The following is an 18,868-nucleotide window of genomic DNA, read 5'->3' on the forward strand; positions in this document are numbered from 1 at the left end:
CTTCGGCTAATGATGATAAAAAATTAGCCCGGTGAAAACCGGGCTGAAAAATTAGGCTACTGGCTTATCCACACCAGCCATCCGAATAGGTGCCACTTTTTTCTTTTTGGGTTTGAATTCAAGCTTCAGACGTCGCCATCCAAGAATCACGGATGAAGAACCCAATACAATTCCCATGAGCACTAACGGCAACATCCATAAATCCCATATAGGCCGATAATGGAGCCAGCCGAAGTCCCAGTGATGTAGCGCAGAATAGAGCCAACGATAAACCCGCCGACTGGTATCAGCCTTCAATAAAATACGCCCGTCTTGCGGGTCCAGATACAACCGTGTACCCGCTTCATCAGCCAAATCCACCCGCACAACCGGTAAAGGACGGTCATAGAGAGTCTGATAGTGACGGGGATAATAATAACTGTCGTAATCGGTTAGCAGGTTATGGCTGGCCACGACGGCATTAGTAAGCCGACTGGCCGCATTCAACAACACACCATCATTAAAATTAACTGCCGCACCGGCTACATTTTGTATGATGCGATCACCCTCACGCGTGATGGCAACCAATGTGGCCTGATCACCCAAATAGCGCCAGGATAATTCCACAACATCATTGCCAGTGTCATTATGAATTACCGCTGATGGCTGCCAATTAAGCAACACGTCCGGTGCAACCGATCCCTGATAATTTAGCTGCTCACTTTTGCTCGCATTAGCCTCCGAAAACAGCTGTAGTGGATTGGTGTTTATGTAACCGCTAAACGCCCACAATAATGCAGCGATACCGCCAATCAATCCTGTCCAGAAATGCCATACAGTCCATTTTTCGCGATAGGGATGAACCCGCCCCTGCCCATAGGTTTTTTTGCCGAACCAACCCGGCCGCCAACGCTGCCAACCGACAATCAAACCCGTCGAGCTAGCAATCACCGCAAAAAGTCCCAGATACAACAACGTATTGCGTCGCGCTTCCGGCGACGCAAAAACTTCTATGCCACGCAATAAATGAATCCAGTTTCCCGTCCAATAAAGCGTTCGGGAAAATACTGTGGAATCTCGAATGATTTCTCCCGTTCGCGCCGAAATTAATAATTCGCGACTGGAACCGTCGACCGAAAATTTATGGAAGGGTCGCAAGGCATCATAGTTACGCACACTGCTGTCCTGCGGGCCGGTATCCTGATAAGTAACAATTCCCGAATTTGACTCAACATTGCTGTGATGAAGCCAGGTCTGCGCAATTTTTTCCGCATCAGCCACGGACACTTCACGCAAGCCGCCATTAATTGCTGATAGAGCAAAACGCTGACCGTTACTATTTTCTATTAGCCAGGATGGATGGCCAGCCAGGCGCACCAAACGTGCTGAAACTACACTCGCCGTTGCAGTATTGTCCATTCCGGTCAATGCTGCTCCCACAGTCAACCAACCGTCAGCCGGTGAAAGCTCTTCCCGATGTTGCAGTTGTTGCGACGGCGTCAGCGCAGAGGGTCCGGAGTACATAATCACCAAGCCGGACGAAAACCAGATGAACATAAATAGTGCAAGTACAATACCCACCCAGCGATGAGTTAAAAACAGGAATCGATTCATTATATTTTTCCAATGCAGCTAACCTGGATAAAAACAACGAATACGCAAGAGCAACTCCCGAGCCAAAATACTAAAACACGCGTGGCAAGCGAGTTAAGGGAATGTTTTTAAACATTTTTTGTCAGGATAGGCGAAGGAAACGACTTGATCGGCCCTCTCTGTGATCAAGTCTATGTGCTGGAGTTGCCACAGATAATGTTGCAAGCAAAGCAGAACTGCGCTGATGTATTTGATTTGATACATCAGCCGCAATAATTAACCGGGAAAATGTTAGATTTGCAACGCAAGCGTAATTGCACCAAAGTTTTTCCGTGCAGTTTGGCTTTTATTTGGCTCAGTATCAGATTGGTACGAAAAACAAACACTCGCGCGCTTCCATGTGTAAGTAAAACCAGTCATTAATGAATACTGGTAATTTTCCAGCCCTTTGGATGCGCTTCTACCAAACTCATTGCCATCAACCAAAATTTGGTTGTGTACATAATGACCCATGCCACCCAGGTAAACATACCATCCCTCGGAAACCGATATAGGTGTACTTATCCGGCTGGATAAAAACCCCATGGTGGAATAGCTGCGTGCAAGCGAGCTACCGGCGCGTAAAAATAATCCACCACCTGCGCTTGTTTCCAAATTACCGCCGGCCAAATCTGCCAGTAACACTGCATCAAAAGGGCTTGAATCTTGGGCCGAGAATCGCCATACGGCCGTGCGCTGCAACTGCCATACAAACTTATCTTTCAGTTGATAATCCCAACCTTTCGGCTGCTCGGAACCCACAACTTTGTGGACCCATTTTTGCACCTCCTCCGCTTGGGAGGACGGGCCGACAATTCCCACTAAAGTTGCAACATGATCAGCAAAATCGTTTTGGACTGCGACGTAAGTAGAACGCAAATAGAGAAGCCCTGCATAGGGTGCATCGGCAGGGTCAGGAATTTCTTTCGTGATATCGTCCGGGGTCACCATCGCCTGGCCGATTGAATGCAATTTGTAGGCGTAGGTGGGATCATCGCTAACCATCCATGCCAATGGCAATGTCAGTATAGGTGATTTGGTAATTTCCTCACCCGGATCATTACGCTGCCCATAGGAAAAATAAATCCCGTTGGTATAACCACCACCATCTTTTCCCGCCATTATATCGTTATCCCAACTTGCCGATATCCACTCGCGCTCCGCAAATGCTGCGTGACTACTAACGATAGCCGCACCTAATAACAGGTAGCGCAACCGAACACTCAACACCCTGGCTTTCATTTTCATTAAAATCTTCCCTTAACAATAATTAGTTAACTGATACAGATTAATTCCACCAACTTATCTAAGCGATTGCCAGACATGCGGCACAAATAAGGTTATAAAGGAATGCTAACCAGTTTATCTGTAGCAGTTCTGTGGGATATAGAACGGATAATAAAAAGCCCTCATAATAAAAAGCTTCTTATCGACTGTAGGTAATACCGCTAACCAATAGATCAATAAACGTCGCGGCGAAAGCGATTGGTTTCGATCAATTGTTGCAAATCGTTTTCATCCAGCACTTCAATCAGCGCTTGATACAACAGAAATTTTTGAAAAAACCAAGTAGTAATTATCTGTTGTGCTGGCCAGAAAGCTTGCACCATCGTATGTGAAATTGGTGATAGAGAAATTACTATCAACATGATCCGTTAGCAACGTGATATACGAATTGTTGTTATAGGTATAGTGCAGCGCGTTAAATCCGCTACGTGAATCTTTTACACTTTCCGGTAACTGGCGCGAGTTAAGTGTAGTTTTTTGGCTTAAGCCATTACCGTAGGTTCAAAAAAAATGCCGCTACAGTGAACTGCACCCAAAAGTTGGACACAACCGTTGGGGTGCAGTTCACAGGAGCGGCAATTCTATTTAGTTTTTTAACCGAGATATCAATAATTGCTATTTTTTTACATCAAAATTTGATGGAATAAATATAGAAATTTCACCCGCTTTATATTTTTCTTTTAGAACGTTAATCTCTGAAGAAATCCATGTATCAAAATCTGGCCATTCCTGAATTAAGCGCCCTCCATCTTTAGGATCAAAACGCACAGCTTTTCCATTTTCATCTAGCAACACGTAAGAACCATCAACCTTGTACCAGGCTACAACGGTATCCTCTTCTTTAACTCCCTTAATGCGCCGAGGTGAATTAGCAGTCATTACACAAGAGGCGTAATCATAAACTCCAGAATTTGGCTTTCTTTTAAGTGGCCTGTATCCCTTTACACGTAGAGCATCTGAAAAAATATTTAGCCCATTCGCATTACAAAGAAAACCTTTAAATTGTTCAGGTATTGGTCGCCCTAATCGCTGACTGAACTCTTCCATGTCATCTTCACCCAGAGGTGCATAGATAACATTAACGTATGCTTTTGGAGCAACATGGGGAGCATGCCCTATTAATCGAGTTCCCATATCATTTTTGGTTTCACCAAGATATGACCACTCTTCCAGTGGACCTAAAATTTTTTCATTAAAAAAGATTGTATTCATATAATAATGCACACTCTAAATATCATTTAGTTTGACTACACATCAACAAGTTATTCGCTTGGACATTTTAGTTCCGCACAACCTATTTTTTGGACAGAAAATATAATAGTTGGATCAGGAATATTTGACAGAAGATCTAATCCATCAGCAACAAGACCAAGTGCTGTCGCGCCAATTGGTACTTGAGTTCCACCATTTTCTGCATGTTTTGCTTGGTGATCTGCTTTTTCCAGAAAAGTAATATTGTCCGGATTTTTAGCAATATCAACTTTTTCTTCGAGTGTTGCTCCTGAGCTAACCGAGGGTTCGTGATGACCATCCATATTTTTTAACTTGCCCGTTTCTACAAGTTCTTTTTGGCGCACTTCGGATAAATCAGAATCACTTCTACCCGTCTCTTTAAGTTGTTGCCGCTCTTTTTTCAATGCATCACGACGTCCCTTGGCCTTAGCATTTTTAATTTGTCGTTGCGCCTCTTTACGAAGCTCTTGCGCAGTCAGTTCTAAAAATGCTTTTTTTGCTGTTTTCCCATCCGGATCAACCTTATTAAACGGATTGTTATCCACATAGGAATATAAATTAAATTGATCCGCCGACCCAATCGGGTCAGGACTCATAAACCGTCCCAGAACCGGATCATAATACCGCGCCTGCATATAACTCAGGCCAATGTCCTTATCAAACTTATGTCCAGTGTAGCCTACATCATTTATCTCACCTTCAACACTCGCATCGAAGGGAAAATAATTGTGAGCTTAGCAAAAATAAAAATTGATTTATTTTTTGGCAGGTTTAGTATTTTTTTGATAAAAAATGCTGCTACAAGAGTGGCGCATTTAATTTGGATGTCTTAGCAAGTTGCTCAATAGTCACAATACACTTACTGTTTGGATTTCAAAGATATATATTTCTCGCTTTTCATAAACACGCACAGCTAATACTAAATCGCCAGCACCTTCTTCAACTGTAAACAAGTCGATTAAAACATCCCATTACCCTTGCATCTATTGGCACACTGAAGTTGTCTATGTATTTTCAGGTAAACTAATCAATTTAGCACCATAAATTTGAATGTTATTAGTTATTCTAGATGCATCATTTTCAGAAATAGATTGAACCCCATCTATTTTTCGATCATTCCTAAAATCGCCTTCTTTAAAACTCTCCACAATTTTACAAAAATTTTTTCTTCATAAAGTAGGAACTAATGTCTGATTTTTTCGGCTTTAACAACTAATATTATTTCGCTCATTTACTAATTTCCCGAATGAAGGCCTTTATGACAATCAATATTAGCCTTCCGGGTAACTCCCATCTGCAATGCAACAACTCAATGCACACTTTGCACTAAATAGCTAACCTGGTTCTGCCTCCATTAGATATTCATCAGGAGGAGAAATCTCTGCATCGGCTATTAATATATATGGAGCAGGAGACGCCCCCTTAATGAATGTAATTTTGTACTTATCTGGCTTCCCATCAATTCCAGCTTCAAACAGGAGCCCATTAACATCGTTCGAAATAACTAAAACCTGACTTTCCGTGATTGTTGCAAGTTCTATTTTACCGTTCGCAGGAGGACTAAACGGTACAACAATTGCTCGAATCACATTGCTCGATGGAACTGGATTTCCATCGGAGGTTATTTCTATTTCAATATTTCCATCAGACTTTAGTGTTCCAAAAGAAACACTTCCATTCCTCCAAGAAAAGCCTTGCGCTACGTGCAAATCATTCCATGAGTTAAATGGGTTCGGCAATGCTGAATCAAAAACTGCAACATGCTGATATGTAACATATAATTTAATTGTTTTTGGCATATATCCACCTAATCTACAACGACTATGTTAACTTGAGTCCCATCTAGGAGACCGCGGCATTGATTACCAATACAAGCACCCATACCACGGTTTTCAGATGGGGTCATTGGTCTTACGCTAGCACCTTCCCCCCCCTCACGGAACATCGCAGGTGGATACTCGTCAAGATCCTTACCTTGCTGACGTTGTTGTCCTGCTTGAGCTTCTGTGCGATTTGTTGCTGTTCCAGAACGCTCAATTGTTAGCCGACTTGGATGACCGGCCGCCTGTGCATCTTCGACGTGTTGAGCCCCTTCTGGATATTTAGAGCGAGACACTTCAACTCGCTTTACATCATCATTATCTTCTTTAGCCTCACTAGCCTTCCTTTGCTTTCGCAAAAGCTTCTTGGTGTTTTTGAAATGCTCTTTAGCTTTTCCTTCAGGTAAAACCTTTGCCAGCTTTCCAACAATTAATTCTGCCGCATCGTTATCACCACGAATTCCCTTTGGCCGCTTTATTATTGTTCGACCCGTTTTCCCACTTGGATCAACCTTATTAAACGGGTTGTTATCCACATAGGAATATAAATTAAATTGATCCGCCGACCCAATCGGGTCAGGACTCATAAACCGTCCCAGAACCGGATCATAATACCGCGCCTGCATATAACTCAGGCCAATGTCCTTATCAAACTTGTGACCAGTGTAGCCTACATCATTGATTTCACCTTCGATACTCGCACCAAAAGGTAAATAATGCTGCTTGTTGCCATTCTCTGGAATTACACCATCTTTCGCAATCAGGCGATTACCCAGATAAACGTAATTAATTCCACCACCGTCTGTTTCGGTATAAAACAACTTACCGCTTTGGCTGTAGAAACTATAGGTAGTTTTAGCTCCTTGCTTCGTTACCACACGGCGATTGTACGCATCGTAGGTGTAGAGATTACCACCACTTTCCACTAACTGGTTGGCACGATTATAAATAAAATCGTGATAGCTGTTGTGGGTAACATTGCCGCGATCATCGTAAGCAAACAGATCATAAGGCTTTGATTCCACACCGCTGCTGGCTACCGATTGCAAACGATTAGTTGCATCGTAGTTATAATCCAGCGTGTGTTTTTTATTTTTGTAATAGGTGATGTTATCCAAGCCATCGTAACGCATGATGCTGCTGCCGATACCTGTATTACCCGTGGTTCCGGTTAAACGGCCTGTACCGTCGTAGACGAAATTCGTTATTGAATAATTATTATCGATATTATCGATGAGAGAGGTAACACGGGAGTTATTGTCGTAGGTGTAGCTGTAATGCAGCGCGTTAAATCCGCTACGTGAATCTTTAACGCTTTCCGGCAACTGGCGCGAGTTAAGTGTGGTTTTGTGACTTAAACCATTACCGTAAGTGAAACTGTTAGTAGAACCATTTGGATAGTAAATTACGTTATTGACATAAGTAAATGGCTCACCTTCCGCATCACGAATAACGGATTGTGATTCACCAAAGGCATTCGGACTGAAACTGACTTTGCTGCCATCCGGATAGGTTAAATGTGCAAGTTGCCCGGCCGCATTGTAGTCATAATCCAGCTTGAAATATTTGCCATCCACTTGCAGGGCTTCATCTTCCAGCAAACCTAAAATATTGTAGTTGTAGGTTTGCGTGATAGTGCCAACCTGGATGGTTTTGATATTGCCGTTTTTATCGCGGGTATAAATAATATCGGGAGCTGCAACAATATCACCATCAGGATAGTTGACCGTCCATAAATCGCCCATGTTGTCGTAAGTGAAATGGATTTTATTATTGTCATTCGCATCACTCACACAATCAGTGACGGTACCACCACTAACGCCCTGCGCTTTCCATTGGACTTCGCCCAATACATTATTACTGAATACCGTAGTGCCAACATCACTGCGCGATACTTTGCATAAGTAATGCATTGCATCGTAAGCACGATATTCAGTGAGGCTAAGTGTGCCGCTGCCATCTTTTCCCGGACCTGTTTGGGTGGTGCTGATCAGATCCCCGAAGATATTAATGACGCGGGTTGTGGTAATGCCTTCCGGGGCATTGATCGTCAGGGCTTGCGAATAATCCTGTGAACCATAGGCAAGATAAGTGGTGGTAGTTTGATTACTTTCTGCATCGGTAACTTTGATTTTATTGCCATGCAAATATTCATGGGTAATAGTACCTCCATTGGATAAGGCAACAGAAGTTAAACGACCAAGATCATCATAAGTATTGATTGTACCTTGATTCTCTGACACAGACTCAGATTTGAACGAGGAGAATATAGGTTGATGCAAACTGTTGTAAGCAACATTCTGGTGACGGTTGATGTTGTTGCCGACATCTTTATCACCGGATTTTAAAATTCGGTAGAGCGCATCATATTCACTGGTTGACTCAAAAGTGATTGAGCCTGACTCACAACCGGATTTATCCGCATTCAATGTGCAACTGCGACCAATACGTTTTATTGGACCTGATGCAGGCTCTTGCCATTCAATGAATGTATCCAACCATGACCCGGGTAAATCTACACTTTTAAGGCGACCCACAAGGTCATAATCATAAGTGGCAGTAACGCCATTTAAATCGGTGATGCTGGTGGTTAAACCGTCATCGTTGATAATGCGAGAGAAAGACATTCCCCCATTTGCAATGTAACGTGCTGGTGGAGATATGAATTGCGCCTTTCCGCGCTTATAAAGATTGAAGCTCTGGAAGCGATAGCTATTGGCTGCAACACTACCATTGGCATTTAATCTGAGCTGGTTATAAATAATCCTTCCCACTTGACCACTAGCAAGAAATTCAGGATAGCGACGAATCCAGCTTCCATAGGATTTATATTCATAGGGCAAATACAGCCCTTCGTATAAGTTGGTGTTATCTGCGTTGTGATATGTCAACTCATTCACTGTGGTGTAGCTTGAATCATCCTCACTGATTTGGGTTGTTGTTGGCAGGCCTAATACCCAACGGGTCTGATCGTGGATGTAACCATTTTTGGTATAACGTTGGTAACTGGAGAAATTATTGCTTTCGGATAATTTCCCAGAAAACCCCAAACTGTCGTAATCGCTATAATCCGTTGTATAGATATCAGCGCCATCGTCATAATAAAAGCTGGTTTTCTGTTGCGTTGTATTGACTCGATATTGAATCAAATTGCTATTGATAGAATTTATCGAAGGGCCATCACCAGATAATTTATAAAGCCAGTGCCTGCCAACATAATCAGCTTTTATGTAAGTAGTTTCCGTACGTTTCAGAATTGTATTATTTGTTTTATTTAGACTATCTTCTGCAACAATGCTACCTTCCGTTGGCGACAGGAAGCGACGGTCAATGTAATAAACACTTTTGGAATCTGGTCCTGTTACTGTTGTAGTACGATAATCTTCCGCATCAGTTATATTATCGGGTGTTCCGTTTAAAAAGGTGGGAACACGCGAGCCGGTTTGGAATTGGTTTAAATCACCACCATCAATCACACCAACCCTGGGACCACCCCAGATAGGATTTTCAACGGTGTACGTACCTGTGTTTTCAGAGTAGTCATACTGCCAGGTTTGTGGAGCAATTCCCGTTCCTGTTATTTTTTTCTCTTTCAAACTATAAGAAATAGAGCAATTCAAATTTCTGGCTGATAAGGTGGCTCCTACCAAATCAATGTCTAAATTCTCCACACTGCTTACATACAAACTTACTTGAGTTTCTGGAGCTACTTTTGAGCGGCCATGGTAGGTTAATTTAAATTTGTATTCGGTTTTTAAACCTTCTGGTGAAGTTACTGTTGCATTAATAATATTGGTATTGAGAGCCTGACAAAGACCCGCGATGTTTTCCCCTGTATCAGGGTGATGATTTGATACCTGGTAGCTCTTATATGGATCAAACCCTTGAGCCCCCAAGTTAGAACTGTATCCCCAATGGGAACCATCAGGCAAAGTGACCTTGGTTAATATCCGCCGGGATTCCGTCGGAAAATTTAAATCAGGAACATAATTACTGTAAGCATAGGTCCATTTTTTTTCATTGGCTTCTGCAAAATCAGGTATGTAATAGAGAGTTCCTTTAAAGGAGTAGGCTTTATAAGTGATATCAATTCTACGACCATCAGACCCAACAATCGCAGACAGGGAGTTATCTGGTCCGTTATATTCATAAGTAACCGTATTACCAAACCTGTCCTTGATTTCAGTCACCATGATTAATTTGGTGAACGTAGTTAATGGTGAGTGCATTACTGGAGGAGTTGCACCAGTGTAGTAGGATTTTACTTTACCAAACGTGTAAGACGTTCCATCCGGTCCTTTAACAACAAATCCTTCCTGATTGTTTTCCAATTGAATACATTCAACAACTTTATAGTTGGATTTGGTAACCTGAACATTGCTAACAAACGGGGTGGTTTCATTGGCTTCCAGAAACTTCTCCGTTGTTTTTCCCGGAATATGCAATTGTTTTCCTTCCCAGTAAAACCATGACTCCACAAAATGTGTTGACTCACGATTGCTGACCAATACCTGCTCAGAGAAGGTTTGACTACAGTTCTTACCACCATACCACCCACCGGGTGAGATTATTATTGTACCCATCCCTCCCGTATTGATATGGGGATTTACATCCATATAGTTTGCTTTGATAACGGGAATATCCCAGTACCAACCACCACCCAACGTAAAGGTCCTTAAATCGTCTGACGGTATCCAGCGGGATAATTCAACTGGAATGGAAGAATTCCCCGGAATACTTATATCCGTCACTGCAAAAGTAACTGAGCCTGAGGCAGGATCATAACTATCACCGGATTCCTGGTCCTTATATAAACTCTTATATTTATCGATAATTTCCTGATCCAGGATTTTAAATGGCTTCTCAAATTCCTGAGCAAATCCACTCATGGATAACAGGAATAGGAGAACGAATAAATAAATGTTTTTCATACCAATAAGCTCCTTAGAGTTCTCTCTTTTAGTCTCCATAAAATTCCATAACTTATTCATTAGAATTTCCCTCTGCATTTGTCTCTGCGGCAGGAGATCCCAATAAATCGGTATGAATAAAAATTACTCTGCGATTAACGGATGATGCACTAGACGATGATTTACTGGACATACTGCTCAAAGAGCTTGATGATGATCTGGCGCTTGATGACGTAATGGTCACCACTGTAGTTTGAATGTTACTGAATTCACTGCACGAAAAAATGCATGCCTGGACTTTGTATTGATAAGTACCACTGTCCTTGCGATTCGTCACCTGGAATGCTTTAAAGGTACTAGCTGAATTGTGAATTAACTGATCATTCTCATAAAGCCTGTAATTAATGACACCGGGAATAAGCGTCCAGGTAACAATATACTCTCCTGTATTACTGGTTGAAGGACTACTCAGTACGGGAGCGACAGGAGCGGAAAGCGAAACCTGGACCGATTTGGTATCAGTAATCTGATCACAAATTAAAGTGCCGTTTTGACCATACACACAATCCTTGATCGCATAGTTGTAAATCCCACTCTCATGTTTAGCAAAAGCCCTGCCTCCACTTCTTGGCGCAGTGCCAGATGGATGGATTGAATGCGTAATATCCGCTCCATTTTCAAAAATACGAACACCGTAGGCAGCGTAATCCCATTTCACTTCATATAAACCTGATGTACTCAATTCCGGAGCAGTTAACCGTGCAGGCAAATTATTTACTTTCACCGGAAAAGTTTTTGTCACTGGCGCCGGGCTGCCACCACTGACAACAATTTTTACATTGACCATTTCATGGTCAATCCCGCCAGTACTAATACGCCCTCCTGCCTTGACTGCAATCCTATATGTATTGCTTCCTGTTTTTTCTAAATAAATATTGGCGTCGGGAACCAGTGTTGAGCCATTTGTTGTGGCGGCAACCTGTAATTCAGAAACGGTGTCAATATCGGTAATTGTGAAAGACTGCCAATCACTTGTAGCACCTTCGTTAACGCTAATAACGGGAATATCAGAGATTATCGGTGCATCATCCACATCATTCACTGTGATATTGAATTCTGTAATTGCAAATGCACCATTCGCATCTGTTGCCTTAAGCGTTATTTTTGCTGAACCGGATTTATTAGCCGCAGGAACAAGAGTAATAGTTCGATTTGCTCCATTATTCGTTAACTGGATATTGCCATTGGGAATCAGGCTTTGATTGTCGGAGACAGCAGTGACGACCAATGAGCTAGGTGTAGTTTCTTCATCACCCACTGTGAAGCTAATCGATTTGGTTTCATCCTCATTGAACACAACAGGAGAAGCGATAGTCGATATGGTTGGCTGATCATTTAATGCAACCAATGTCAGTTCCGCATCATCTTGTGCCGAACCGCCTTTGCCTGTGCAGGTCACAATAACTTTATGAGTTTGGTTGGTTATCAAATTCGCAGGCGCAGTGTAAGTTAGATTACCGGAAGTTGCGCTAACGCCTGTCATTCCCGATGCAGCACAATTGTCTGCATGAGTAGAACTCCAGGTTAAATCGGCGGTGGTATTGGTTGCGCCTGCATTCGCTTCATTAACGGAAGTTTTATTAAAGCTTGCCGTGACGGTAGGTACAGGGAAGGTAACTGTTTTACTGACCGGACTGTAGGATCCGCTACACGATAAACTGCCCTGGGTCCCACGCACGCAATCGCTAATGTAGTAATTAAATGTCCCACTTGCAGTTTTGGTGATTTGTTTACTACCTGATACCGGCGCGTATCCCGATGGATCAATCAGGGTGGTGATATCTACACCATTCTGGAAAATTTTGGTGGCTGCGGTTCCAAAATTCCAATTCAAGGTGTAAACGCCTATTGTACCCGAGTCGGTAATCCACAATTGTGGATTAACATTGTTGACCGTTGCAGTAAAACTGCGAGTAACGGGTGCAGGAGAAAATGGAACACTTACCGTAATTGTCGCACTCAGACTACTGCTATTGGTGGTAATTGTGCCCGCAGTGAGCGATACAGAATAGGAATTACCACTACCACTTAGTACCGGTGTAACAATGCTGGTTGAATTGGAGCTAACCGTTACACCAGTTACCGGCGAATCAATATCAGTGACAGTAAAATTGACCGTCGCTGTGCCAAGCTCATTCATGGTTACATTATTAATTGCTGAAATAACCGGTGCGTCATCCACTGGTGCAAGAGTGATGTTGGAAGTCACTTCTGCTGACTCAGCATTGCCTGGGTCTTTCGCTTTCAATTTAATTGAAAGCGTACCGTTTGCATTGGGTACAGGGATTACGACCAATCTGGGATTTGCACCGAGTTCTACCTGAATATTAGCAACAGGCACCTTGGCAGGATCACTTGATGTGATAATTAAGTGCGAAGCCGTTAATGTGGTTTCTTCATCTGTCGCAGTAAATGGAATATAAAATACTTCGTCCTCACGGGCATTTACTGTGGAAGCAATAGTGACAATCGGACTGTCATTTAATGCAACCAATGTCAGTTCCGCATCATCTTGTGCCAAGCCGCCTTTGCCTGTGCACGTCACAATAACTTTATGCGTTTGATTCGTTATCAAATTTGCAGGAGCGATATAGGTTTTACTACCAGAAATTGCGCTAACACCCGTAATTCCCGATGCCGAACAGCTGTCTGCATTAGTAGAACTCCAGGTTAAATCGGCGGTGGTATTGGTTGCGCCTGCATTCGCTTCATTAACGGAAGTTCTATTAAAACTTGCCGTAACGGTAGGCGCAGGAAAGGTGACTGTTTTACTGACCGGGCTGTAGTTTCCCCGGCATGATAAACTCCCTTGAGTCGCACGTACACAATCGCTGATGTAATAATTAAATGTCCCATTTGCAGTTTTGGTGATTTGTTTACTACCTGATACCGGCGCGTATCCCGATGGATCAATCAGGGTGGTGATATCTACACCATTCTGGAAAATTTTGGTGGCTGCAGTTCCAAATTTCCAATTCAATGCATAAATACCAACTGTACCTGTGTCAGTAATCCACAATTGAGGATCAACATTATTGACTGTTGCAACAAAGCTGCGAGTAACAGGTAAAGGAGAAAATGGGACAACAACGGTGATTGTCGCTCCCGAACTACTACTATCAATGGTAATTGCACCCGCAGTTAAGGCGATAGAATAGGAATTACCGCTGCCACTCAGCAACGGTGTGACCATACCGTTTGAATCGGAACTAACAGTTACACCAGTTACCGGCGAATCAATATCAGTGACAGTAAAATTGACCGTCGCTGTGCCAAGCTCATTCATGGTTACATTATTAATTGCTGAAATAACAGGTGCGTCATCCACTGCATTAACTGTGATATTGAATTCAGTAGTTGCTGATGCACCATGAGCATCCGTTACCCTGAGTGTTATTTTTGCTGAACCTGATTGATTGGCCACAGGTACAAGAGTAATGGTCCGATTTGTTCCATTATTCGTTAACTGGATATTGCTATTGGGAATCAGGCTTTGATTATTGGAAGATGCAGTAACGTCCAATAATGCAGGTGCAGTTTCTTCATCTGCCACAATAAAACCAATTGCACCTGTATTAGTGTCTTCATCAATACTTCTCGATGCGATTCCGGAAATTAAAGGAGCATCATTAACCCAATTAATATTAATCGTTGCGTCTTTCGAACTATTACCGCCACCACCACTACAGTTGATAATAATTGTTGCTGTTATATTTGCGCTCATAACAGAACTGGCTATGTAGTTTACCGATCCACTTGTCCCATTTACCCCGGATATACCAGTAGCACTGCATGCAGTTGCATTAGCGGCACTCCAGCTCAATGTTGACGAACCACCTTCATTGATAGTTGCAGGCGAAAAACTCACATTGATTGTGGGGGCCGGCTGATTAACAACAATCGACCGCTCACTATTTCTGGGAGTACAGGTCTGGGCCTGGTTATTAAAATAACAATAAGATAAACGGTAGTAGTAAGTACCATTGGATCGAGTAACTGTATGGGATTGACTACCGCTACTGGCTAATATTGCAATTTCGGTCCAAGCACCGTTGACTCCTGTACGCTCCTCGATACGAGTATGTGAGTAGTTAAGCGGAGTAACAACCGAAATACTATATTGGCCCGTCACATTACTTGACGGGACACTAAATGTTTCAGAAAGCGCAACTGAATTTGCGGTGCGCCAATCAGAACAACCATATGCATTACAAGCGCGAATACGAAACGTGTAACCGACACCTATTTGAAGATTTGATTGGGTATTATTTGTTGCCAACCCTGAATATACATTGACACCATTACGCTCCAACTCATAGCGACTAGCGCCTGTGGATTGTCCCCAAGATACCGAAATACTTTCATCAAAAGTATTTGGAGTAACCGTTATAGTGGCGGGAATTACCGGTGCAATATTGGTGACAGGAACAACTACAGCCCGCTGGATCTCTGTGCGATTATATGCAGTGCCGCCAGGACATGAAGGGCAACCGTATGCCAACACATCAACCATAATGTAAGTGTATGTCCCAGGAACTTTTGTATAGGTCAGGGAGTGAGTTTTTGGATATTGGCCACCAATCTTTTGCCGGGAGCCATTTATCACTTCATACAATTCTGCAAATGTGCGTGCATCGCTCCAGGAAAGAGTGAAGGCTCCATCAGCCATCGGGGTACTTATTGTAAAGGTCGCTGCCTGGACCGTATGACTGATCACCAAAAAAACAGATGCAATAATGGATTTTTTTATCCAATTTGCCATAAAAGAGAACATTTTTTTCGTAAAGATAAATTTGGGGGAAGATAAAAACATCACTGTTACCTCTTTCCTATAAAGAAAACTATCAGACCCGAAAAGCACACAGAATTTTTATAGAAATAATTCCGTAAGGGGAAATTGGTTGATAACCACTTGGTTGAAACTATTAAAAATGCTTGGCAGCCGCCACCCGTCCCGCTATTTAGCCGACAGGAAATGAAAGAACAATCACGGCAAGATGGTAATTGTTATTAAGTGCAGAATAAGTGAAGTCCAGGGATGGATACTGGAAAAGGAAGGTAACGAATGGTACATAACAGATCCCTTATTATTTACAAACAATATTCTTGTCCTCGAAAGTGATAGATAGCCTTCACCATTTACCAAAGAGGTTGCATACCGTATGAATACTATACAGCATGGCGCCATTTTCCTTTTCAAAGGCAACGTTGTCAATAATGGACTGCTAAAAAACACAAATATTAGTTTGTTAACCAGAACATGTTAATGCTAATGAAGACAGCGCCTCAGCTGATTGCCGAAGCGAGCAGGTAGACCACGCTATTTGCAGCCATATTCCGCAACATAGAGAATGGCGCTACCCGCATGCCAATCGTTTGCTGCACGAGCAATAAATAGTCGTGCGCAAATTTTATTAAAATCAGGGCTAAAAAACCTTAATAAACATCGCGACAATAGCGCCCTTGGTCAACCAATTCCTGGACACCATCTTCACCCAAAATTGTGATCAATACCTGATGCACGCCTGCACCCATGGCCATACCACCGCAGACATAAATAGCAGCACCGCTATCCAGCCATTCGCACAATTGCTGCTGCTTTGATGCCACTACATTTTGCACATAGCCCTCACCATCGCGTGAATAAACTTCGTCCAATTCGGTAAGGAATCCCGAGTGTTGCCATGCATCCAATTCACTTGCAAACAGACGATCGTTACTGCGTTGACGCTCGCCAAAGATCAACCAATTTTGTTGCTGATCTTTTAGATAGCGCTCATGCAAATGCGCACGTAAACCAGCGATACCAGTGCCTGCCCCGATCAATATCATCGGACAATTCGCTTGCGGTGCATGGAAAGAAGGATTCGCACGAATGCGAGCCAGAACTTTACCACCCTCTTCTGCTGCTGCAGTTAACCATCCCGAGCCCAGGCCCAATTCACCTTTTTCATTAAATACCTGACGCACAACCAGATCCAATTGGCCATCGGTTGTTAAAGATGCGATAGAGTATTCGCGATGCGGTAAATCAGGATTATTCTGCGGCCTGATTTCCAAAATGTCACCTGCTTGCCAATGGGTATTGCCCGGCGCTGATGGCTGCAAGCTCACACAATAAACCGGTGTACCCACACTGCCCGTATTCAATAATTCACGTTTTTGCAAACGCCACTCTTCATATTCCGGCGCAGCCCAGGCAGTTACATTTTCCACACCGCTGATATCGGCGATCTGTTGTTGCCACTGGTGAATAGCTTGTTCGTTACCGTTATCAACATCAATACGCGCAAAGAGTGAGTTCGCTCCATTGGTTAATAACCATTGCTCAACTTGTACCGCAAACGAGCAGTAATCGACATAACGTTTATCGCCAAGCGCCAACACACCAAACTGTAATTGTTTTAACGGCAATGATGATTTCAATAATTTCCGCGCGAAACCGCGCGCAGAATCCGGCGCTTCACCTTCACCAAACGTGGAGACCAAAAACAATATTTTTTTTGCCGATTCAAGCGTAGCTTTATCTAACGCAGAAATATTTTTTACGCTGGCTTTGATTCCGCCGGATTGCAAAATAGTCGCGGTGTTCCAGGCAAGTTGCTCTGCTGTACCCGTTTGGGTGGCGTAGACAATCCAGTAATCCGCATCGGTATGCGCGTTAGCAACACCTGCTGCGGCATTCTTGCTGTTGCGTTTCTTTTTGCGGCGATCGAAATACAACAGGAAGCCGGTGATGGTAAATAACGGCATCAAAAATGACGCCACCATATTGATAATCAAACCGGGAGTGCCAAACCACTCGCCCGTATGCAATTCATAAATGCCTTGATAGATACGTTTGCCTAATGGCTCAATCGGCGTATAGGGTTGATCGGCAACAACCTCACCTGATGTTGCAGCGATAGTCATCGAGCTGCGCTGACGATCATTAGTTGCATCCGGCGTTACATAATTCACCAGCACCGGATCGTTTGCCGAACGCGGAAAACTGATGCTGGCGAATTTATAATTATTTTCTGCTTTAGTCGCAAAGGTTTGCCATGCAGCATCAACCATTACAGGAACAACCTGTTCGCGCTGCACACCACCTTCACGCGGACCGCGCCCTTCACGCTCGCCCATTCCACGACCTTCGCGACCGCCCTCGCGTCCGGCTTGACCTCCGCCCTGCCCACGCTGTCCACCTTGAGCGGCGGGGCCACCTTGTTGTCCGGGTCCGCCAAAGCCGCGGCGCTCTTGCACAGGCTCACCAGTCAATAAAATTGATGCACCATTTTTATACCAACTGTAAGACCAGGTCAGGCCAGTCAATGCCATCAGCAAATACATCAGTATCACCCAGGTACCGATGACTGAGTGCAGCGCCCAGTAAAAATTGCGACCTTTTAAGCTGAAATCGATCCTGAACCAGTTGCGCCAATTCAATGCGCGGCGCGGCCAGCGCAAATACAAACCGGACAGCGCAAAAAATACCAACGCAAATGCACTGAAACCAGTGATTTGGCGGCCGATATTAATACCGTCCTGCTCTGATGGAATTAATAACCAGCGATGCAGCGAGCGCACTGTGCGGAAAAATTGTTCGCCGGTAATTTTTCCCAGCAACTCGCCCGTATAAGGATTGATATAAATAGTTTCACCGCGACGCTCGCCGGGTGGCGGTGTAACGCGAATTAACGCGCTGCGATCTGCTTCGGGCCACAAGGTGATTTGTTCAACGTGCGATTCGGGATTTTGCGCGTGAAAACGCTCTGCGATGGCATCCGGAGTCAAGCGTTCGCCACTGGCCCGGACTTGCACAACCTCCGGGCTGATTGCCTCCATAATAGTGCGTTCAAAACTCATCAAACCGCCAGTGACACCCACTACTGCTAAAACGATGCCCGCTGTAATGCCCAAAAACCAGTGAATCTGAAATAAAACGTTCTTCACGCTAACGCCCCC

At 43.6% G+C, this 18,868-nt stretch carries 9 protein-coding genes and 1 pseudogene; all 10 read right to left on the minus strand.

All coding sequences use genetic code 11. The features are described from left to right. Positions 1 to 51: 51 nt before the first annotated feature. Entirely contained in the window at positions 52 to 1,593 is a 1,542-nt protein-coding gene (locus AC1RJL_RS07410; protein ID WP_492912462.1) for a PepSY domain-containing protein, read from the minus strand. A gap of 270 nt (positions 1,594 to 1,863) precedes the next feature. Next, on the minus strand, positions 1,864 to 2,859 hold the full coding sequence (locus AC1RJL_RS07415) for a lipid A deacylase LpxR family protein (RefSeq protein WP_492912464.1): 996 nt from the start codon (positions 2,857 to 2,859) through the stop codon (positions 1,864 to 1,866). Positions 2,860 to 3,071: 212 nt separating this feature from the next. Beyond that, a complete protein-coding gene (locus tag AC1RJL_RS07420; protein ID WP_492912466.1) occupies positions 3,072 to 3,260 on the minus strand; it encodes a hypothetical protein in 189 nt (62 codons plus the stop codon). A 253-nt stretch (positions 3,261 to 3,513) separates the two neighbouring features. Beyond that, entirely contained in the window at positions 3,514 to 4,110 is a 597-nt protein-coding gene (locus AC1RJL_RS07425; protein ID WP_492912468.1) for an SMI1/KNR4 family protein, read from the minus strand. 50 nt (positions 4,111 to 4,160) lie between these two features. Further along, on the minus strand, positions 4,161 to 4,823 hold the full coding sequence (locus tag AC1RJL_RS07430; RefSeq protein WP_492913452.1) for an RHS repeat-associated core domain-containing protein: 663 nt from the start codon (positions 4,821 to 4,823) through the stop codon (positions 4,161 to 4,163). A 156-nt stretch (positions 4,824 to 4,979) separates the two neighbouring features. Continuing rightward, positions 4,980 to 5,279, minus strand: a pseudogene (locus AC1RJL_RS07435) (DUF7668 domain-containing protein). 186 nt (positions 5,280 to 5,465) lie between these two features. After that, entirely contained in the window at positions 5,466 to 5,930 is a 465-nt protein-coding gene (gene comJ, locus AC1RJL_RS07440) for a competence protein ComJ (RefSeq protein WP_492912470.1), read from the minus strand. 8 nt (positions 5,931 to 5,938) lie between these two features. Beyond that, entirely contained in the window at positions 5,939 to 10,882 is a 4,944-nt protein-coding gene (locus AC1RJL_RS07445) for an RHS repeat-associated core domain-containing protein (protein ID WP_492912472.1), read from the minus strand. A gap of 52 nt (positions 10,883 to 10,934) precedes the next feature. Continuing rightward, positions 10,935 to 15,683 (minus strand): Ig-like domain-containing protein, encoded by a 4,749-nt coding sequence (locus AC1RJL_RS07450; RefSeq protein ID WP_492912474.1) that lies wholly within the window; start codon positions 15,681 to 15,683, stop codon positions 10,935 to 10,937. Between the two features lie 674 nt (positions 15,684 to 16,357). After that, the gene (locus tag AC1RJL_RS07455) at positions 16,358 to 18,856 is read right to left on the minus strand and encodes a PepSY domain-containing protein (protein WP_492912476.1); all 2,499 of its coding nucleotides are present in this window, start codon (positions 18,854 to 18,856) and stop codon (positions 16,358 to 16,360) included. Positions 18,857 to 18,868 lie beyond the last annotated feature (12 nt).

It is taken from the genome of Cellvibrio sp. GW822-FHT04B05 (assembly GCF_058800985.1).